Origin of the sequence: Ensifer sp. R-19, from assembly GCF_049905105.1 — a bacterium.
Taxonomy (GTDB): Bacteria; Pseudomonadota; Alphaproteobacteria; order Rhizobiales; family Rhizobiaceae; genus Ensifer.
In genome coordinates this window covers 1307238-1327619 of sequence record NZ_CP184570.1, presented here as the reverse complement: position 1 = coordinate 1327619, position 20382 = coordinate 1307238, and the positions used below count along the sequence as shown (strand labels likewise).

The window sequence follows — 20382 nt, the reverse complement described above, 5'->3', positions numbered from 1 at the left end:
TGCCGATGTTTTCCAAACTCCTGATTGCCAATCGCGGTGAGATCGCCTGCCGGGTGATGCGTACCGCCAAGCGCCTCGGCATTCGCACGGTCGCCGTCTATTCCGATGCTGATGTCGGCGCGCTGCACGTGGCACTTGCCGACGAAGCGATCCGCATCGGCTCAGCCCCGGCCCTCGAAAGCTATCTGTCGGCCGAGCGCATCATCGCTGCCGCACGCGCGGTCGGTGCGGATGCGATCCACCCGGGATATGGTTTCCTCTCGGAGAATGCCGATTTCGCCGACGCCGTCGAGGCGGCCGGGATCACCTTCGTCGGGCCATCCGCGCGGGCGATCCGCGCCATGGGTCTGAAGGATGCCGCCAAGGCGCTGATGGAGCAGTCCGGCGTGCCGGTCGTTCCCGGTTACCACGGCGAGCGGCAGGATGCCGACTTCCTCGCGGAAGAAGCCGTGAATGTCGGCTATCCGGTGCTGATCAAGGCGCGCGCCGGCGGCGGCGGCAAGGGCATGCGGCGCGTCGACAGCGCCACCGAGTTTCCGGCCGCGCTCGAGGCGGCGCGCCGTGAGGCGGAAGCCGCCTTCGGCGATGGTTCGGTGCTGATCGAGAAATACCTGACGAAACCCCGGCATATCGAAGTCCAGGTCTTCGGCGACCGGCACGGCAATATCCTGCACCTCTTCGAGCGCGACTGCTCGCTGCAGCGCCGCCACCAGAAAGTGATCGAGGAAGCGCCGGCCCCCGGCATGACCGCGGAAGTGCGGCGCGCTATGGGCGATGCTGCGGTTCGGGCAGCGCAGGCGATCGGCTATGTCGGCGCCGGCACCGTCGAATTCATCGCTGACGTGACGGACGGGCTCTGGCCGGACCAGTTCTATTTCATGGAGATGAACACCCGTTTGCAGGTGGAGCATCCGGTGACGGAGGCGATCACCGGTATCGATCTCGTCGAGTGGCAGTTGCGCGCCGCCGCCGGCGAAGCGCTGCCGAAACGGCAGAGCGAGATCGGCATCGACGGCTGGGCGTTCGAAGCCCGCATCTATGCGGAAGACCCATCTCGCGGCTTCCTGCCGGCGACCGGGCGGCTGACGACGCTGAGCTTTCCGGAAGATGGCGTGCGTGTCGATGCCGGTGTCCGGCAAGGCGACCGGATCACGCCATTCTATGATCCGCTGATCGCCAAGCTGATCGTTCATGGCCCGAACCGTTCGGCAGCGCTGGCAAAGCTCGAAAGCGCATTGAGGGCGTGCCGCATCGGCGGCACGGTCACCAATCTCGACTTTCTGGCGCGTCTTGCCGCCGAGCCGGATTTTCGCGCCGGGCATCCCGATACCGGCCTCATCGACCGTTCCATCGATCAGCTCACGGCAACGAAGGCGCCAAGCGATGCGGCGCTGGCGCTGGCGGCGATCGTCTCCACCGGCGCCCTGCTGCCGGATGGATCTGCCGATCCGTGGTCGTCACTCGGCCATTGGCAGATCTGGGGCGACGCCAGCAGGAACGTCACGATCGAGCACGCAGGCGGCCGGGCGATTGTGACGCTCGCCGCCCGCGGCCGCGACCAGTTTGCGGTCCACACCGGAACGGCGGCTCTGCCTGTGGTGATCCTCGACCGGTTTACCGACGGCGCCCGCGCCGAGATCTCCGGAGCGCAGCATGAGTTCCGCTTCCTGCGCGAAGGCGAGCAGATCACCCTGTTCCTCAACGGTGACACTTACGTCCTGCGCCTGCCCGACGCGCTTGGCACTGGTCATTCCAGCGAGGTGGCCGACGACGAGGTGTCGGCGCCGATGCCCGGTATCGTCAAGCTCGTCCGGGTCCGCCCCGGTGATACGGTCGAAAAGGGGCAGGCGCTCGCCGTCATGGAAGCGATGAAGATGGAGCTTACGCTGTCCGCCTCGCGTGCCGGCGTGGTCGAGAGCGTACTGGTCAGTGAAGGCGAACAGGTGAGCGCCGGCGCCGTGCTGGTGATGCTCCAGCCGGAGAGCGCAGAATGAGCGGAGCGGTGCCTGAGCACGTGACGATCGTCGAAATGGCACCACGTGACGGGCTGCAGAATGAAAGCCGTATCGTTGCGACTGCCGACAAGATCCGCCTCGTCGATCTGCTATCCGACTGCGGCTATGAGCGGATCGAGGTGACGAGCTTCGTCAGCCCGAAATGGGTGCCGCAGATGGCCGACGCCGCCGAGGTGATGGCCGGCATTGTCAGGCGACCCGGTACGCGCTACGCCGTGCTGACTCCCAATATGCGCGGGCTTGAGGCAGCACTTGAAGCTGGCGCCGACGAGGTGGCGATCTTCGCCTCCGCTTCCGAAACCTTCTCGCAGAAGAACATCAATTGCTCGATCGCCGAAAGCATCGCGCGGTTTCGCCCGATTGCCGACGCCTGCCGTGAGCGCGGGCTTCTGCTGCGCGGCTATGTCAGTTGCGTGGTCGAATGCCCCTATGAGGGGGCGATCGCGCCGGCCAGTGCCGCCGATGTCGCCGGCCTGCTCGATGATCTCGGCTGCTATGAGATCAGTCTTGGCGACACGATCGGTCGCGGCAAACCGGAGGCGGTGGACGCGATGCTGGCTGCAGTGCTGGAGCGCATTCGGTCCGAGCGGCTTGCCGGACATTTCCATGATACGTGCGGCCGCGCGCTCGAAAATATCGCCGTGGCGCTCGACCGCGGTTTGCGGGTCTTCGATGCCTCGGCCGGCGGTCTCGGCGGATGTCCCTATGCGCCGGGAGCGGCCGGCAATGTCGACACGCTCGCCGTCAACGCCTTCGTCACCGGCAAGGGGTTCTCGACTGGCCTCGACACGGCGAAGCTCGAACAGGCCGCCGCTTTCGCGCGGACCTTGAGGACAAGATCATGACCCTCGAAACGATCCGGATCGCGACCGACGCACGCGGAGTCGCGCGGCTGACTTTGGCACTACCGCAGAAGCACAATGCGCTTTCGGCGAAGATGATCGGCGAACTTACCGAAGCCGCTCATTCGCTTTCGGACGATCGCTCGGTCCGGGCCGTCATACTGGAAGCCGAAGGCCGCAGCTTCTGCGCCGGCGGCGATCTCGGCTGGATGCGTGAGCAGTTCGATGCCGATCGGGCGACGCGGGTCGCCGAGGCGACGCGTCTGGCGATGATGTTCAAGGCGCTGAACGAGATCGCCAAGCCGGTGATCGGCCGCCTGCATGGCAACGCCTTTGGCGGCGGCGTCGGCCTCATGAGCATCTGCGATGCGGCCGTCGCTTCGGCCGACGCCAAATTTGGTTTGACGGAGACGCGTCTCGGCCTGATCCCGGCCACCATCAGCCCCTATGTCGTCGCCCGGATCGGCGAGGGCAAGGCGCGGCCGTTGTTCATGTCCGCCCGCCTGTTCGGCGCTGAGGAGGCGCGCGCCCTGGGGCTGGCCACGGTCGTTGCTGCGGCAGATGCCCTGGATGCGGCGGTCGAAGCGGAGATCGAGCCCTATCTGGCAGTGGCGCCCGAGGCGACCGGTCGGGCCAAACGGTTGGCCCGTTCGCTTGGACCACCGATCACCGGGGACACCATTGCCGCGACCATCGAGCAGCTTGCTGATTGCTGGGAATCCGACGAAGCCCGCGAAGGTGTCGGCGCTTTCTTTGACAAGCGCGAGCCATCCTGGCGGCAATAGGCTTTCCTTGAAATGGGCGCCTTTTGAGCTTATTTTGATTACGTGATGATCAAAAAGAGCTCGGATTCTGCCATGACTGTCAGTTTCAATGTTTCTGCCGCCCACTACGGCGAGAGCCACTCGTCCTTCCTCTCCGCGAGGCTGGTTTCCGATCGCCTCGGCGTGACGCTTGCGGAGCTAGCGAAGCTGATCGGGGTCGCGCGCAACACGCTGACGGCGAAATCCAGCGCCCGCAAGGTCGATGCGGCGTTGAGCAACGTCGTGCGCATCCTCGCCATGGCCGGCGAGATGGCGGGGGACGACAGCCGCGCCGTGATCTGGTTCAAGCACCAGCCGATCCCAGGCTGGGCCGGAAAGACGGCCTATGACCTTGTCGGCGAAGGCAAGGCCGACAAGGTGCTCGCCTATCTCGAAGCCGTACGTTCCGGTGTCTACGCCTGATGGCAGGAAGCGAGCCGGTGCGCCTGTGGCGCGCCTACGTCCCGCGCTGGGCGCATGCGCCGCTCTCGGGCGACGGTGCTTCGCGCTTTGGCGGACGGTGGAATCCCCTGGGTGTGCCGACAATCTATGCGGCCCGCGAACTCTCGACCGCCTGGGCCGAGTACAATCAGGGTTTCGTCCAGCATCCGGCGCTGATCGCGCAGCTTGAGCTGCGCTTCGCTCGGCTCGCCGACCTGACGGTTGTCGAAACGCTTGCCGCGCTTGATCTCACCGAGGAGATTCACCGCTGCGAATGGCGCGATGCGCTTGATCGCGGCCTCCTGCCGGAGACGCATCGCCTGCAGCGGGAGCTGAGCGATCGAGGCTTCGATGGCCTGATCTACCCGTCCTTCATGTCACCTGGCGGTACTTGCGTCGCACTCTGGCGCTGGAATTCAGGCGAGGGGGCAGAGTTGAAGGTGATTGATCCCGATGGGCGCTTGCCGAAAACGCCCGCCTCCTGGCTCTGAACCGACTTATTGAGAGTTCTTCCCGGGAGCCGTTCTTCTCCAGTCGTACTCTCAGAGCACCTTACCCGGATTGAGGATGCCGTTCGGGTCGAGCGCCAGCTTGATCCGGCGCATGAGATCGAGCTCCGCCGGACTGCGCGAATGGTCGAGGAATTCCCGCTTCAACGTGCCGATGCCGTGTTCGGCCGAGATCGAGCCGCGATAGCGCCGCACGATCTCGTAGACGATGCCATCGACGATGTGCGGCGTTTCCGCGTCGCTGTCCGGTTGCGAGAAGGCGATGTGCAGGTTGCTGTCGGCGACATGGCCGAAGAAGGAGACGTGGGCGGCCGGGAACCGCGCAGAAAGAGCCTTGCCGCAGTCCTCGGCGAAGCGCCCGATATCGCCGATCGGCAGGCTGACATCGAGATTGATGAGCGACGGCAGCAACTGGTCCATCGCGTGGCCCTCGCGGATGCTCCAGAACGAGCGGCTTTCCTTCTCCGACTGGGCAATCAGCGCGTCGCTGATAATGCCGGCTTCGAGCGCTTCGCCGAGAAGGGCCTCGAACGCATCGCGCTCGCTGTCGTCACCCAGGAGATCCTGTTCGACGATCACGGCGAAAGGCGGAATTTCATCAAAGAGCCTTTGCTTTTCCGCCTCTGCGTTGAAGCGGAAATAGTTCTGCCACATGGCCTCGAAGGCCGAGAGCCCCGGCAGGCGGCGCTGGCAATGTGTGAGAAAGGCAACCACATTATCAAAGCTGTCGAGGGCACAGAGCGCCGTCAGCCGGCCGGCTGGCAGTGGCCGCAGACGGAGGACCGCGCGGGTGATCACGCCGAGCGTTCCCTCGGAGCCGATGAAATACTGTCGGAGATCGTAGCCGGTGTTGTTCTTGATCATCTTGTTGAGCGACGAGATGACAGTCCCATCGGCCAGCACGACTTCGAGGCCGAGCACGTTGTCACGGGTGACGCCGTAGCGAAGCACACGGATGCCGCCGGCATTGGTGGCGAGATTGCCGCCGATCTGGCAGGAGCCGCGGGCACCGAGATCGATGGGCAACAGGAATCCGGCGTCTTCTGCAGCGCGTTGCGCAACCTCGAGCGGCGTGCCGGCGCGCACCGTCATGGTTCCTGCCTGCGGGTCGATCTCCTCGATGCCGGTAAAACGTTCGAGCGAAATCACCACCGCGTCGCTGCCGGCATTGGCGCCGCCGGCAAGCCCGGTCAGGCCGCCCTGGACGACGACTGCCCGGCCGTTCTCGTTGCAGAGGCGGAGGACTTCGGCGATCTCTTCGCTGCTTGTAGGTCGGATAACGGCCTTCGGCAGTTCGCGGCCGGTCAGGCTGGCGTCACTGCGATGGCGTTCGCCAATCTCTGTTCCTGTCAGGACGATATCGCCGAAGGCTTGTTTCAGGTCGTCGACGATCGTCATGCGCTTCTCTCCGTTTCCGAGGCCATTGTCGGCCGCGGGCGTCCCTGCTTAGCGCATATCGAAGCAAACCGAAATCGGCCGGCGAAGCTCAAGCGCGCTTCGCCGGCGTATGGTCGGTGATGAAGTCAAGTGCCCGTGCGGGCAAGTTCGAAGGCTACGGTTTCACCGGCTTCCTCGGCCGCCCGCTGCCCCACATCTATTTCTGCCTCTACAGCCTGCTCTCTGTTGTCTCTGAAGAGTTTCCACTTTGTCGGCCGGAAGGCGATGCGGCTGTGGTCGCCGGCGGCGGCGCGTTCGGGCGACAGCTCGATCTCGACATGCGGATGGTTGCGGCCAAGGTCGAGTTCGAGATGGCGGGTGCCGGCAACGCGGCGGCTGGCGGTGACGAGGCCGGCGAGACAGCCGCCGCAGCCGTCGATCAGCTCGATGTCGTGCGGGCGGAAGTGCAGATTGGCCGGCCCGTCCGGCTCGGCCGGAGCCCTGAGCCCGATCGGCCGGTCCTCGAACCAGATCTCGCCGTTCTGGAGCGTGACGGCGAGCGCGTTCGACTGGCCGATGAAGCCGAAGACGAAGGGCGAAACCGGATGGTCGTAGATCTCGTCGGGGGTGCCGACCTGTTCGATCGCGCCCTTGCTCATGACGACGACGCGGTCGGCCAGTTCCAGCGCCTCCTCCTGGTCGTGGGTGACGAAGATCGTCGTGTGGCCGGTGCGGTCATGGATCTCGCGCAGCCACTTGCGCAGTTCCTTGCGCACCTGGGCGTCGAGCGCGCCGAAGGGCTCGTCGAGCAGCAGCACGTTCGGCTCGACCGCCATGGCGCGGGCGAGCGCCACGCGCTGGCGCTGGCCGCCGGACAGCTGCGCCGGATAGCGTTTGTCGAGACCGGAGAGCTGCACCAGATCGAGCAGGTCGAGCGCCCGCTTGCGGATCTCGGCGGCCGGCGGCCGGCGATTGCCCGGGCGCACCTTGAGGCCGAAGGCGACGTTGTCGAGCACCGTCATGTGGCGGAACAGGGCATAGTGCTGGAAGACGAAGCCGATGTTGCGCTGCTGCACCGTCTTTTGCGAGGCATCCTCGTCGCCGAAGAAGATCGTGCCGCCGGTCGGGCTTTCGAGCCCGGCAACGAGACGCAGCAAGGTCGTCTTGCCGGAGCCGGAGGGGCCAAGCAGCGCGATCAGCTCGCCGGAGCGGATGTCGAGCGAGACGTCGTCGAGCGCCGGGAAGCGGCCGAATTCCTTGCGGATGTTGTGAACGCGCACGTCCATAGCGTTTGACCTTTCAATGCCTGCGGCTGGCGGCGATCTCGGCGCTGTAGCGGATCTCCAGCGCCGTCTTCAAAATCAGGGTGATCAGCGCCAGCAGCGCCAGCAACGCCGCCACCGCAAAGGCGGCGACGAAGTTGTATTCATTATAGAGGATTTCGACCTGCAACGGCATGGTGTTGGTCTCGCCGCGGATATGGCCGGAGACCACCGAGACGGCGCCGAACTCGCCCATGGCGCGGGCGTTGCAGAGCAGCACGCCGTAAAGCAGCCCCCATTTGATGTTCGGCAGCGTCACGAACCAGAAGGTCTGCCAGCCCGACGCCCCCAAGGACAGGGCTGCCTCCTCGTCGCTACTGCCCTGTTCCTGCATCAGCGGGATCAGCTCGCGGGCGACGAAGGGGAAGGTGACGAAGACGGTGGCGAGCACCAGACCGGGCACGGCAAACAGGATCTGGATGCCGTGGCTCTGCAGCCAGGGACCGATCAGGCTGTGCGAGCCGAACAACAGCACGAAGACGAGGCCGGAGATGACCGGCGAGACCGAGAACGGCAGGTCGATCAGCGTCGTCAGGAACGCCTTGCCCTTGAACTCGAACTTGGCGATCGCCCAGGCGGCGGCGACGCCGAAGACGAGGTTGAGCGGCACGGCGATGGCAGCGACGGTCAGCGTCAGGCGGATGGCCGAGAAGGTCTCGGTGTCCCCGAGCGCGGCAACGAACTCGGCCGGTCCCTTGCGCAGCGCCTCGGTGAAGACGGCGGCGAGCGGCAAAAGCAAAAACAGCGCGACGAAGACAAGCGCCGTGATCGTCAGGGTCAGCCGGGCAAAGCGGCTTTCCGAGGTGGCGGCAGCCAGCGCCGGCAAGGCCCGTTGCGGCCCGGATGCGGTCAGATCATGCGACATAGACATATCTCCGCCGGCTCCAGGCCTGGATCGAGTTGATGAGGAGCAGCATGGCGAAGGAGATCGCCAGCATCACCGCGGCAATGGCGGTGGCGGCAGCATAGTTAAACTCTTCAAGCCTGATGACGATCAGAAGCGGCGCGATCTCCGAGACATAAGGCAGGTTGCCGGCGATGAAGATCACCGAGCCGTATTCGCCGACGCCGCGGGCAAAGGCGAGCGCAAAGCCGGTGAGGCCGGCCGGCAGCAGTCCCGGCAACAATACCCGGCTGATCGTCTGGAAACGGCTGGCGCCAAGGGTGGCTGCGGCTTCTTCCACCTCCTTGTCGATCTCCTCCATGATCGGCTGCACGGTCCTGACAACAAACGGCAGGCCGACGAAGATCAGCGCGACGACGATGCCGGATGGCGTAAAGGCGATCTTGAGCCCGAGCGGCTCGATGAACTGGCCGATCCAGCCGTTGCCGGCATAAAGCGTCGTCAAGGCAATGCCGGCGACCGCGGTCGGCAGCGCGAACGGCAGGTCGACCATGGCGTCGATCACCCGTTTGCCGGGGAAACGATAGCGCACCAGCACCCAGGCGAGGATGACGCCGAAGACGAGGTTGATGATCGCGGCGAGAAACGCCGTGCCGAACGAGATCTTCAGGGCATTGAGCGTGCGCGGATCGAGCGCCAGCTCAAAGAACTTGGCCCAGCCGAGCCCGCTTGCCCGCCACACCAGCCCCGACAGCGGGATCAACACGATCAGCACCAGCCAACTCAGCGTGATCCCGAGCGACAGCCCAAAGCCAGGCAAAACACTCGGCTGGCGAAATCGCCAGGGCGCAGTCTTCGTCGCTTCCGTCAATGACACTACCTTTACAAAGCTCGCGAGACGTAGTGAACCGCGCTTCGTGCCAAGGGCCCGGCGCGGCGCAAAGCAAGACGCGCGGCCGGATTGTCCGGCCGCGCGTCCAAGGTCGGTCTTATTGGCCCGGCTTGTAAAGCTGGTCGAAGACGCCGCCGTCGCCGAAGAATTTCGGCTGGGCTTCCTTCCAACCGCCAAAATCTTCGATTGTGACGAGCTTCAGGTCGCCGAACCGCTTGATATCAGCCGGATCGGCCGCTGCCGGCTTGAACGGCCGGTAGTAATGCTTGGCCGCAATCTTCTGACCGGCATCGCTGTAGAGGTAGCCGAGATAGGCTTCCGCCACCTTGCGGGTGCCCTTGGCGTCGACGTTGCCGTCAACGAGCGCCACCGGCGGTTCGGCCTTGATCGAGATTGACGGCGTGACGATCTCGAATTTGTCGGGGCCGAGTTCCTCGAGCGACAGATAGGCTTCGTTTTCCCAGGCGAGCAGCACGTCGCCAAGGCCGCGCTGCACGAAGGTCGTCGTCGCGCCGCGCGCGCCGGTATCGAGCACCGGAACATGCTTGAAGAGTTCCGTCACATATTCCTGCGCCTTGGCGTCATCTCCGCCATTGGCAGCCCGGCCATAGGCCCAGGCAGCCAGGAAGTTCCAGCGCGCGCCGCCCGAAGTCTTCGGGTTCGGCGTGATCACCTGGATGTCCGGCTTCACCAGATCGCCCCAGTCCTTGACGCCCTTAGGGTTGCCCTTGCGCACCAGGAATACGATCGTCGATGTGTAAGGCGCGCTGTTGTTCTCGAACTTCGTCTTCCAGTCCGCCGGGATTTTGCCGGTTTCCTTGGCGATCGCGTCGATATCGGCTTCGAGCGCCAGCGTTACGACATCGGCCTGCAGGCCGTCGATGACGGAGCGGGCTTGCTTGCCCGAGCCGCCGTGCGACGTCTGGATCGTCACGGTTTCGCCAGTGTCGGCCTTCCACTTCTCAGCGAAGGCAGCGTTGAAGTCCTTATAGAGTTCACGTGTCGGATCGTAGGACACGTTCAAGATCGTCGTGTCGGCAAACGCAACACTCGCAGCTCCCAGCTGCAGGCCCCCGAGCACAATTGCCAGTCCCACCATTCCGGTAATTCGTCCAAAGACCATTTCGACCTCCATCGGTTACCAGATAAAACTATCAATTTTATCGACTGCTACAACGCAAACAGATGACCCCGAGGGCGGCAAACGGGAAATGTCCTATCGTTCTCGCCGCGTTTTCGGGAACGGTTTGCCTGCAACCGCCCAGTATGGCCGTGCCGGCCCGCCAAGGTCATTAGATGGAGGGCGCGATGCCGGTGTCCAGTGGACGCGCGTCGATTCTCCTTTCGATCGTTTGCCGGACCGATCCATCGATGAGCCTTCAGCCCTGCATTTCCGGCGAATGCGGGGCTCTCCAGGCGAGCACAGATTTCTGCAGAATAGGGTCTCTAAGGCGCGATTCTAAAGCACGCGGCCGCGGGCGACGATCGGCCAGGTGTCTTTCAGGGTGTCGCCCTCGATGATATGGACCGCATCGACCATGTTGGTCACGACGCAGGCGTGGTTGGGCACGATGCGGAGCTGATCACCGACCTTGAGGTTGATCGGCCCATCGGTGACGAGGCGGCCGTGTTCCTCCGAGAGTTGGTCGATGCGGATGTCGTCGCGGCCGAGCACGTGACCATAGCCTGTCAGTCCCAGCAGATCCGAGGTCAACACCTTACTGCCGGCATCGATGATCGCGCGGGTTTCGGATGGGACGGAGACGACGGTCGCAAGCACGGTCAGCGCGCAATCGTCCCAGCTGGCGACACCGCGCGAAACCAGGGAGCGGTCGTTGTAGATATAGGTGCCCGGCCGATACTCGCTGGCAACCGGCGCACCGGCGGCATGCATCATGCTCGGCGTGCCGCCTGAGGTGATCACCGGCACCGCGTTGCCGTCGGCTTCGATCAGGCTTTTTGCTTCGCTCATGAAGGCCTGGACCTTTGCCTCGCCGTTGACGGGCGGATAGGTCATCAGTCCACCGAAGACGAGCCCTTGGGCATCGGCGATCCGCCGCGCCAGCCGGGCCGCCGCCTCGGGAGCTCCAACGCCACAACGATCGGCGCCGGTGTTGCATTCGACGAAGACTCGAAGCGGCTTGTCCTTGCCGGCGAAATAGCCCGCAAGCCCGTCGATGACGGTCTCGCTGTCGGCGACGACGGCAAGCGCGACGCGGCCATTGAGCCGCTCCAGCCGTGCCATCTTGGCCTCGCCGAGAATGTTGTAGGTGATCAGCACATCCTGGATCCGGTCGCTGCCCTCGACCATTGCTTCGGCTTCGGTCACCTTCTGGCAGGTGATGCCAACGGCGCCGGCCTCAAGCTGAAGCTCGGCCATCTGCGGCAGCTTGTGCGTCTTGATGTGCGGGCGCACGCGAATGCCATGTTCATCGGCATAGGCCTGGAAGCGCTCGATATTGCGCTTGGCAATTTCGAGGTCGACGAGAACGGCCGGCGTTTCGATCGGCAGGGGCATCGCGGTCACTTCCTCTTCTCGCGCGGGACAACGTGTGATGAACGATTCTCACAAGAAGGAAAAGGCGTTGCCAAAGCAATCCCGGTCGTCGCCCGCAGGCACCCTCAGTCTTTCGCCAGCGATCGGCCGGTGTCGGGATCGAAGAGATGAAGGGCATCCGCCTCGATCGTGAAGGCGCGCTCTTCGCCCGACAGAACCGCACTGCGCGGTGGCAGGCAGGCGGTGATGCGCTGGTCGCCGATCCGCGCCGTGGTGACGAGTTCGGGACCGGTCAATTCGACCACCTCGACGCGTGCCTTGAACTGCGGCACCGGCTCGTCACCAGCGGCAAGTCGCAGCGCTTCCGGGCGAATACCAGCCTTGACGCGCTGGCCATCGGAGACAACGTTGCGGAGGCGTGCCGGCAGGGCGATCGCCTGGCCGTCGCCGGCGATTTTCAACCGACCTTCCACAACGGTCGCATCCAAGATGTTCATCGGCGGCGAGCCGACGAAGCCGGCGACATAGAGCGTGGCCGGGCGGTCGTAGATCTCTTCCGGCGTGCCGAGTTGCTCGATCCGCCCGTCACGCATCACCGCGATGCGGGTCGCGAGCGTCATCGCCTCGATCTGGTCGTGGGTGACGTAGACGATCGTGGTCTTCAGCATCTGGTGCAGGCGCTTGAGCTCGGTGCGCATCTCCATGCGCAGCTTGGCGTCGAGGTTGGAGAGCGGCTCGTCGAAGAGGAACACCTGCGGATTGCGCACCAGCGCCCGGCCGATGGCGACGCGCTGGCGCTGGCCGCCCGAGAGCTGGCTCGGCTTGCGGTCGAGCAGGTTCTCGATTTGCAACAGCTTTGCCGTCTCCGCCACCGCCTTTTCGCGCTCGGCCGAGGGGACCTTGCGCATTTCAAGGCCAAAGCCGATGTTCCTTGCAACGCTCATGTTCGGGTAGAGCGCATAGGACTGGAACACCATGGCGATGTCGCGATCCTTCGGATGCGCGCCGAGAATGGATCGGTCGCCGATGCGGATATCGCCGCCGCTCGGCTCCGCAAGCCCGGCGATGATGTTGAGCAGGGTCGACTTGCCGCAGCCGGAGGAGCCGAGCAGCACCAGGAACTCGCCGCTCTCGAGATCGATGTCGATGCCCTTCAGCGTCTCGACCTCGCCATAGCGCTTGTGAATGTTCTGAATGGCGAGTGCGCTCATGCGCCGGTCTCCTGAAGGTAGGACGAAAGCGGTTTGCCGTAGCTGCGCGGCAGGGTGGAAATCGCCTCCGAGGCGATGGCGACGCCGGTGCGAAGACAGGCCTCCAGAGGCATCTCGGCGGCAAGGGCTGCCAGGAACCCGGCATTGAAGACGTCGCCGGCGCCGATGGTATCGACCACAGTAACCGCTGGGGCGGCGGCCGATGAAAGACGGCCTTGCGCATCGATAGCGATCGCGCCATGGGGACCACGCTTGACGACGACGATTGCGCCTTCGGGCATGTGGTTCCTGAGCTCGTGGGCTGCCTCGGTCGGGTCGGAGAGGCCCGTCAGCGTGGTCGTTTCAACCTCGTTGAACAGTGCGAGCCGGCAACGCTTGAGCCAGCCCACGGTCGCCGCGCAGTTCGTTTGCGTCCAGCCGTCGAGCGGCCAGCCGGTGTCGAGCGCGACAGCGATGTCGTGGGCATCGGCCCAGTCGAAGAAGCGGTCATAGTCCGATGTCAGCGCATCGGTCAGGAAGGCACCGGTCAACAGCGCATAACCACCGCGGAGCTTCTCGCCGTTGAGCATGGTGCGGACTTCGTCGAAGCTGAGCAGCGGCAGATGCCCACGCGTCGTGAAGAAGGTGCGCTCGCCGTCGGGATGGGTGATGCCGACGGAAAGCGTGGTCCCGACATTTTCGACCGGCCAGGACTTGGACCGCGCGGGAAAAGCCTCTTTCAACCAGGTGCCGAACTGATCGTTGCCGACATTGGCGGCGATCGCGTAGTCGACGCCGAGGGAATCCCAGGCGAGCGCGCTGTTGCCGGCGCAGCCGCCGACACGCAGCTCGTCGTGGTCGACGATGATTTCGGTTCCGGCTTTGGGCCAGGGGGCCGCCGGCCCGAGGATGAGATCGACATTGGCATTGCCGACCACGGCAAGAGGACGCATCGTTTATTCGCTCCGGGTGATCTTGGTCGAGCGCACGGGAGTGCCGGCATTCTCGACACGCGACGCCGCAAAGGCGATCATGAAGGACTGGGCGACGGGCAGCATGGCGAAGATCGCCGCCATGCCCGCGGCCGGCGCAAAGGGAATGGTGGTGACGCCTTCGATGGGCGCCTCGCCGGAGGCATCGAAGACGATGACCGGCGAGCCGGCTTCGGCGGCGGAAAGCGCCATGGCTTCTACAAGGCCGGCGGTCGGATCTGTCGCGCGGAAGAGCACAACACCGACGGATGGACCGAGCATTTCCATCGGGCCGTGGCGAAGCTGGCCGCCTTCAAGCGAGAAGCAGGGCAGGCGGGAAAGCTCGGTCAGGCCGAGGCCGATCGCTTCGGCGAGGCCTTGCAGCCGGCGGCCCGAAGTTACAACGGATCGGACGCTGTGCAGGGCTTCGAGTGCCGCCGACGTATCGGGCGATTGCGGGTTTTCCAATGCGTGAAGGGCATCGGCCGGATCATCAGCGAGGGCGGCGAGAATGGCGAGGTGCAGGGCGAAGCTGATGGTCAGGCTGCGGGTGGCGGCAAAGGCCTTTTCGGTTCCGCCAACGCCGACCAGAGAAGGCGCATTGCTGGCGAGGAAGGAACCGCCTTCAAGCGTCAGTCCGAAGGTGTGCGGCGTTGCGCCATTGGTTTCGCTGAACCAGCGCAGCACCTCGGCGCTTTCGCCGGACTGCGAGGTGATGAGGATCGTCTTGCCTTCGATGACAAGCGGCTGGCCGAGTTGTTCCGAGAGCGGCAGGGCAATGGCGTCGATGCCATGGGCGCGGTAGAGCGGCTCGACGGCGCGACCGACGGCATGCGAGCCGCCCATGCCGAGCAGCAGCAGCTTGCCGGTAGACTTCAGTGAGGCAGCGACACTGGCCGCCATCGCTGTCGCCTGGTGCACGGAGGCGATGGCGTCGGAGGCCTGACGCGCCATTTCGCGATCGATCGCGACGAGCCCGGCGGGGCGTTCCGAATTGGTCATAGCCGTCATCCTTTGACGCCGCCGCTGGTGAGCCCGGAAATGAGGGCACGCTGCATGACGAGACCGATCAACACCGGGGGCAGGGCGGCCAGCACCCCGGCTGTGGCGATCAGCCCGTAATCGGAGACACGGCCGCCGGCGAGATCGGAAATGGCAACCGTGAGGGTCTTGGCGCGCAGATCCGACGTGAAGAGCAGCGCGTAGAAGAATTCGTCCCAGGCGAGCAGGAAGGCAAAGAGCGCCGACGTCGCCATGACGGGTGCCGCGAGCGGCAGGGTGATGAGCCGGAGGATCTGGTCGAGACGGGCGCCGTCGATCATCGCGGCACTCTCGATTTCCTTCGGGATGGAATCGAAGCCGGATTTCAGCAGCCAGGTGGTGAAGGGCGCCAGAATGGTGAGATAAACAAGCGCGAGGCCGAAGACCGAGTTCAGAAGGCCGAGATAGGCAAGCCCCATATAGAGCGGCACGGCAAGCGCTACTGGCGGCAGCATGTAGGTGGCGATGACCGCATAGAGCGACCAGGAAACGTTGGATGTGCGCGATACCGCCCAGGCGGCGGGAATGGCGACCGCGATCGCCGCCAGCGTCGCCATCCCGGCAACCTTCAGGCTGTTGAAGAGCGAGGCAGTAAAGGCAGCGCCGGTGCTGTTTTCGATCGTGGACAACAGCAGGCGGTAGCGCGACAGATCGATCTCGTTGGGCCACCAGTTGAGCGGCTTTGTCGAGAGGTCGGCGGCCGACGAAATGCTCATGACGAAGAGCCAGAGAATGGGGGCCAGGATGATGGCTGCCAGCAGCAGAGCCGCAGCATAGACGAAGGCGGTGAAAACCGGGTTCTGGCGTTCCATCAGGATGCTCCTGCGGCTTTGCGCACCATTGCTGCATAGGCGACGGCGAGCACGGTTACGAGCAGCGTGACGATCAGCGCCAGCGAGGCGCCCGATCCGGCACGCTGGAAGGAGAACGCTTCCTGGTAGACGAGGATCGACAGCGTGCGTGTGCTGTTTGCCGGGCCGCCGCGGGTCATCACCCAGATCAGGTCGAACACCTTGAACGCCTCGATCGTGCGCAGCACCAGTGCCACCAGCAGGGGACCCGCCAGATAGGGCATGATGACATAGCGAAAGCGATTGAGCGGACCCGCGCCATCGACGAGCGAGGCGGCGGTGATGTCACGCGGCACGGCCTGGAGTGCCGCAAGCGCGATCAGCGCAACCAGCGGAAAGTTCTTCCAGCAGTCGGCGATGATCAGCGCCGTCAGCGCCGAGCCGGGTTCGCCGAGCCAGGAGCGGTAGCTGTCGATCAGGCCGATTTGCGTCAAGGCGGCGTTGAGCGCGCCATATTCCGGATTGTAGATCAACCGCCAGAGCGTGGCGTTGACCACCGTCGGCAAAGCCCAGGGCAGGATCATCAAGGCTCTGAGAGCCGTGCGCCCGCGAAATTGTTGATTGAGCAGCAGGGCTGCGAGCACCCCGAGCACCATTTCAGCGGTGACCGAGACGACGGCGAACCAGGTCGTCGTCACGAAGGCGCGCAGGAAGTTCGAGCCGCCGAGCATCTTGGCATAGTTGGCGAGGCCGACGAACGTGCCTTCCGTGCCGACGAGCCTGGCGTCGGTGAAGGAAAGCCTGACCGTATCGATCAACGGCCAGCCGATGACGGCGATCATGACCACCAGCAGCGGCAGCATGAGCAGCCATGCGCGCGTTGTTATCCAGGTGCCGGACATAAGATGGAAACCTTCTCGGGCCTAGGGAGCCCCGTCATGCTATCGCATATTGCCCCGGATCGTCATCGACCCAAGCGAATGATGCACCAAATCAAAGTGTTAAAGCGCGTGGATGCCAGCGCTACCGCATAATTCCCGCGGTCCCCGGGCGGTTACCCGCCCGGGGCTTGGGAGGGCGGCTCAGAGGCCGCTGTTTTCGGCCGCCGTCTTCAAGGCGTCCTCAGGCGAAGCCTGGCCGAGCAGTGCTTCCTGGATCGCCTGCTGAAGCGCAGTCGAAAGTTCCTGGTATTTCGGTGTCGTCGGACGCGGATACATGGCCGCGAGGCCGAGCTTGGCGGCGCCGATCAGCTCTTCCTGGCCCTTGGTGACGCTGGCATCTTCGTAGGAAGAGGCCCAGATCGGCAGGCTGAGCTTGGCGTAGGCATTCTGCGTCTGCTGCGAGGTCATGTAGACGATGTACTTCCAGGCCTCGTCCGGGTTCTTGCTGGTCGAGGTGATGCCAAGACCCATCGAGCCGTTGACGGCGGAGACTTCGCTCTTGCCGGCAACGCCCGGCGCCGGCACGACGCCGACCTTGCCTGCAACCTTGCTTTCCTTCGGATCGTTGGCGAGGTTGTACATATAGGTCCAGTTGAGAGCGAAAGCGGCTTCGCCGTTCTGGAACACCTTGCGGACATCCTCCTCCAGAAACTCCTTGGAGTTGGGATTGGTGAGGCCCGAAGAGTAGCTCGCCACCATGTAGTTGAGCGCGTCGAGGCCGCCACCGGACGCGAAGGCCGGCTTACCGCCGTCAATGAACTTGCCGCCGTAGGCGCTGACGAGCGTGGTATAGTCGCAGATCGCGGCTTCGGCCTGCGACCAGCTCCAGGCGATCGGGGTCGCGAGCAGACCCTTGTCCTTGATCACCTTGGCCTGTTCGGCAAGCTCGTCCCAGGTCTTCGGCGGCGCCTTGATGCCGGCCTTCTCCAGGATTTCCTTGTTGTAGAACAGGTATTTGGTGTCGAGGATCCAGGGCATGCCATAGCGCTTGCCGTCATATTCGACGGTCGTCCAGGCGCCGGGCAGCACGCCGGATTTCATCTCGCCTGTGATGCGGTCGGTCACATCGACGAGCACTTTGTTGCTTGCATATTCGGCCGGCCAGATCACGTCGAAGAGCACGACGTCGTAGCCGCCGCCGGAACCCTGCGCCAGCACGGTCTTGTCGTGCAGGCCCTCATAGGGCACGAATTCGAGATTAACCTTCATGTCCGGGTTGGCCTTGGTGAAGGCCTCGGTCATGGCGCGCACATCCGCCTCGCTATAGGCGGCCTGGGCCATGAAGAGGGCGTTGAGCGTCGTTTCCGCATGCGCGTGGCCGACGAAGGAGACGCCGGCGAGGGTCGCGCAAAGCAAGGTGGTTCTTATCGATTTCAACATGATTTCCTCCAGTAACTTGAGCGTTTCAGCCTTCTTCGGCGCGCCTCTGCGATGCGCCGTATGCGAGAAGTCCGTCCGTTTCCGAGCGGCCGTCGACATATCCATCGGAGCGCCCGCAGCGGTGCTTGCCGCTGCTTTCGTTCCCCCGGAGCTCTTTTGGGCTCCTATTAAGTCAATTGTCTTGACTTATTTTTTGTTCAATATTCTAACAGTGTCAAGAGGGGTTTTTTGGATGAACGATATGCGCCTGATCCGGGCGAAGAGCGGCACCAACCAGGAGGGGACGAGCGCACACAACCGGCGCGTCATGATCGACGCGCTGCGGCTGAACGGTCAATTGTCCCGGGCGGACCTTGCCCGCGCGACGGCGCTCACGAAGCAGACGGTCTCCAACATCATCGAAGACCTGGAGCGGGACGGGCTGGTCGAATCGCTCGAGGCGGTGCGCAACGGCCGCGGGCAACCTTCGACGCCCTATCGCCTGGTGCCGGAGGGTGCTTTCGCGATCGGCCTGCAAATTGACAGGCATGTGACGCGGACCATCGCTGTCGATCTCGTCGGCCGGGTGCTCGCCCGTGGCGAGGCCAACCTGCCGGTCGGTGGGCCGGCGACAGGCGTGCGGACGATCCTCGAACTGATCGAGAAGACCCGCCGTGATCTCACGGAGATCGCGCCGCAATCGGAGGATCGCCTCGTCGGCCTTGGGGCGGCGATGCCCGGGCCCTTCGGTATCGAAGCCGACGACGACGATACCTGGATGATGGCGGCGTGGCAGAATTTTCCGTTGCTGGAGACGCTTGCGACCGGCACGGGGCTCGATGTCGGCTTGCAGAACGACGCGGCCGCGGCCGCTACTGCCGAGCGCATGGTTGGCGCTGCGCACGGTGTCGACCATGCCATCTGCATCTATCTCGGCTATGGCCTTGGCGCCGGGCTGATCCTCAACGGCGAGCTCTACCGCGGCGCCAATGGCAATGCCGGCGAGATCGGCATGATCCTCAGCCTGCCGCGTGGCGCATCGCTGGACGAACGCACGCCGCTCGAACATCGCGCTTCGATCGCCTCGCTCTGCAGGCTGCTCGACCTCGATCCCGCCGATCCTGAGCTTTACGCCCATATCGATGCGATTGCCGCCGGCCCGGACGAGCGGGTGCGGCGCTGGCTCGATGCGGCGGTCTTTGAACTACGCGCCGCCGTTCAGGCGCTCGAAACGATCTTCGACCCGCAGACGGTGATCCTGTGCGGTGGGCTTCCGCCGGGGCTCGCGCGCCTGTTGGTCGAGGCGATGATGCCGCTGCTCCCCTCGATCGCCGATCGGCGAGACCGCAGTCTCCCGCGATTGCAGATCGGTTTCACCGATCCCTGGGCGGTGGCGATCGGTGCGGCGGCAGAGCCGATCAGCCGCACGTTCGATCCGCGCTTCTCCGCGATCTTGAAAACACGAGAGCACGCCACGGTGTAATGGCGCGACCGTCAGGTTCTGGGCTCGTCCAGACGGGCAAGTTCAGCATATCCGGCGGCCAGAAAATCGAGCAGGGCGCGCACCGAAGGAAGCAAACCCCGGCGTGAGGGAAAGACCGCGTGAATGATGCCGGCCCTCGGCGCCCAGTCGGGCAGCACATCGACAAGCGTGCCATCCTTCAGGTCTTGCCGTATCACCATCTCCGGCAGTTGGCAGATGCCGACACCGCGCAGGGCGGCAAGCCGCAACGTCACCATGTCTTCGGTGGCGAGCCGCGGCCGATGGCGCACGATTGCGGTTGCGCCGCCGGGGCCCTCCAGCCGCCAGTCGTGCTCCGGGCGATCAGGGTTCCAGGCAAGGCTTGGGAAGGCGGCGAGGTCGGCCGCCATCAACGGCTTGCCGATGGACGCGAGCAGCCCCGGGCTGGCGACGAGCCGCTGCCGGCTCTCGGCAAAACGTTTGACGACAAGATCGCTTTCTTCGAGTGGCGGAAAGCGGACGCGGACGGCGATGTCGATGCCTTCGCGTAGCACGTCGGCGCGCCGGTTGGTGCTTTCGAGCACGACCTCGACCTTCGGGCATTCTGCCATGAACCGGGCGATCATTTCTGCGACCTGGAAATAGACCACAGAAGAGGGGCAACTGACATGGACCACGCCCTGTGGCTCGGATCGCATGCGCTCGATCATCTCCTGCGCCGCTTCGGCTTCCACCAGCATGGCGACGCAATGGCGGTAATATTCCCTCCCGATCTCGGTGATGACGAAATGACGCGTCGAGCGCTGCACCAGCCGCACCCCGAGCCGCTCTTCCAGAAGGCCGATGCGGCGGCTCAAACGTGAGCGCGGCATGTTCAACTTTCGGGCGGCAGCGGCAAAACCGTTCTGCTCGACCACGTCGACGAATAGCTTGAGATCGTTCAGGTCCTGCATGGGGAATTGTCCTATTTTCAGGACATTATAGCTCGATATGGCCGTCTACTGCTAGGTTTGGTGCAGGGATATCTTCTCCTCAACGCCAACCACCATGGATGGGGTGGTTGCTCAACCGAAAAGGAGCAAGAC

General features: G+C 64.3%; 19 protein-coding genes. 6 read left to right on the top strand and 13 right to left on the bottom strand.

What is annotated here, in order from left to right; all coding sequences use genetic code 11:
* The first annotated feature begins 5 nt into the window (after nt 1-5).
* From ACN9MO_RS25390 to ACN9MO_RS25370, 5 genes are all read left to right on the top strand, one after another.
* A complete protein-coding gene (locus ACN9MO_RS25390) occupies nt 6-1994 on the top strand; it encodes an acetyl/propionyl/methylcrotonyl-CoA carboxylase subunit alpha (RefSeq protein WP_057255521.1) in 1989 nt (662 codons plus the stop codon).
* Complete coding sequence (locus ACN9MO_RS25385; protein ID WP_113132962.1) at nt 1991-2860, top strand: hydroxymethylglutaryl-CoA lyase; 870 nt, start codon at nt 1991-1993, stop codon at nt 2858-2860. Before ACN9MO_RS25390 ends, ACN9MO_RS25385 begins: the two co-directional genes overlap by 4 nt.
* Nucleotides 2857-3642, top strand: a complete 786-nt coding sequence (locus ACN9MO_RS25380; RefSeq protein WP_057255523.1) for a crotonase/enoyl-CoA hydratase family protein — start codon at nt 2857-2859, stop codon at nt 3640-3642. The genes ACN9MO_RS25385 and ACN9MO_RS25380 overlap by 4 nt, the downstream gene beginning before the upstream one ends.
* 72 nt (nt 3643-3714) lie before the next feature.
* Nucleotides 3715-4083: an MbcA/ParS/Xre antitoxin family protein gene (locus tag ACN9MO_RS25375; RefSeq protein ID WP_057255567.1), complete on the top strand. Its 369-nt coding sequence runs from the start codon at nt 3715-3717 to the stop codon at nt 4081-4083.
* Nucleotides 4083-4592, top strand: a complete 510-nt coding sequence (locus ACN9MO_RS25370) for an RES family NAD+ phosphorylase (RefSeq protein WP_057255524.1) — start codon at nt 4083-4085, stop codon at nt 4590-4592. The genes ACN9MO_RS25375 and ACN9MO_RS25370 overlap by 1 nt, the downstream gene beginning before the upstream one ends.
* 51 nt (nt 4593-4643) lie before the next feature.
* Here ACN9MO_RS25370 and ACN9MO_RS25365 read toward each other — a convergent pair whose 3' ends face one another.
* The 12 genes from ACN9MO_RS25365 to ACN9MO_RS25310 form a co-directional block, all read right to left on the bottom strand.
* Nucleotides 4644-6008, bottom strand: coding sequence for an FAD-binding oxidoreductase (locus ACN9MO_RS25365; protein ID WP_057255525.1), 1365 nt, complete (start codon nt 6006-6008; stop codon nt 4644-4646).
* Nucleotides 6009-6133: 125 nt separating this feature from the next.
* Entirely contained in the window at nt 6134-7273 is a 1140-nt protein-coding gene (locus ACN9MO_RS25360) for a sulfate/molybdate ABC transporter ATP-binding protein (protein ID WP_425987142.1), read from the bottom strand.
* A gap of 13 nt (nt 7274-7286) precedes the next feature.
* Nucleotides 7287-8174: a sulfate ABC transporter permease subunit CysW gene (cysW, locus tag ACN9MO_RS25355; RefSeq protein ID WP_192496219.1), complete on the bottom strand. Its 888-nt coding sequence runs from the start codon at nt 8172-8174 to the stop codon at nt 7287-7289.
* Nucleotides 8164-9024 carry a sulfate ABC transporter permease subunit CysT gene (gene cysT, locus ACN9MO_RS25350; RefSeq protein WP_255571103.1) on the bottom strand — a complete coding sequence of 287 codons (861 nt, stop codon included), beginning with the start codon at nt 9022-9024 and terminating at the stop codon, nt 8164-8166. The genes cysW and cysT overlap by 11 nt, the downstream gene beginning before the upstream one ends.
* A 118-nt stretch (nt 9025-9142) precedes the next feature.
* A complete protein-coding gene (locus ACN9MO_RS25345; RefSeq protein ID WP_425988230.1) occupies nt 9143-10144 on the bottom strand; it encodes a sulfate ABC transporter substrate-binding protein in 1002 nt (333 codons plus the stop codon).
* Nucleotides 10145-10504: 360 nt separating this feature from the next.
* Nucleotides 10505-11563, bottom strand: coding sequence for a D-TA family PLP-dependent enzyme (locus ACN9MO_RS25340; RefSeq protein WP_057251338.1), 1059 nt, complete (start codon nt 11561-11563; stop codon nt 10505-10507).
* Nucleotides 11564-11667: 104 nt separating this feature from the next.
* A complete protein-coding gene (locus ACN9MO_RS25335) occupies nt 11668-12753 on the bottom strand; it encodes an ABC transporter ATP-binding protein (protein WP_057251337.1) in 1086 nt (361 codons plus the stop codon).
* The gene (locus ACN9MO_RS25330; protein ID WP_113133821.1) at nt 12750-13685 is read right to left on the bottom strand and encodes a PfkB family carbohydrate kinase; all 936 of its coding nucleotides are present in this window, start codon (nt 13683-13685) and stop codon (nt 12750-12752) included. The genes ACN9MO_RS25335 and ACN9MO_RS25330 overlap by 4 nt, the downstream gene beginning before the upstream one ends.
* Before the next feature lie 3 nt (nt 13686-13688).
* The gene (locus ACN9MO_RS25325; RefSeq protein ID WP_112996892.1) at nt 13689-14705 is read right to left on the bottom strand and encodes an aminotransferase; all 1017 of its coding nucleotides are present in this window, start codon (nt 14703-14705) and stop codon (nt 13689-13691) included.
* Between the two features lie 5 nt (nt 14706-14710).
* Complete coding sequence (locus ACN9MO_RS25320) at nt 14711-15556, bottom strand: carbohydrate ABC transporter permease (protein ID WP_058324649.1); 846 nt, start codon at nt 15554-15556, stop codon at nt 14711-14713.
* Complete coding sequence (locus tag ACN9MO_RS25315) at nt 15556-16437, bottom strand: carbohydrate ABC transporter permease (RefSeq protein WP_057251333.1); 882 nt, start codon at nt 16435-16437, stop codon at nt 15556-15558. The genes ACN9MO_RS25320 and ACN9MO_RS25315 overlap by 1 nt, the downstream gene beginning before the upstream one ends.
* Before the next feature lie 180 nt (nt 16438-16617).
* Nucleotides 16618-17856, bottom strand: coding sequence for an extracellular solute-binding protein (locus ACN9MO_RS25310; protein ID WP_113133825.1), 1239 nt, complete (start codon nt 17854-17856; stop codon nt 16618-16620).
* Between the two features lie 232 nt (nt 17857-18088).
* Here ACN9MO_RS25310 and ACN9MO_RS25305 point away from each other — a divergent pair, with 232 nt between their 5' ends.
* Entirely contained in the window at nt 18089-19318 is a 1230-nt protein-coding gene (locus ACN9MO_RS25305; RefSeq protein WP_057251332.1) for an ROK family transcriptional regulator, read from the top strand.
* 11 nt (nt 19319-19329) lie between these two features.
* On the opposite strand, the gene ACN9MO_RS25300 is transcribed toward ACN9MO_RS25305, so the two are convergent.
* A complete protein-coding gene (locus ACN9MO_RS25300) occupies nt 19330-20250 on the bottom strand; it encodes a LysR substrate-binding domain-containing protein (protein ID WP_057251331.1) in 921 nt (306 codons plus the stop codon).
* Between the last annotated feature and the right edge of the window lie 132 nt (nt 20251-20382).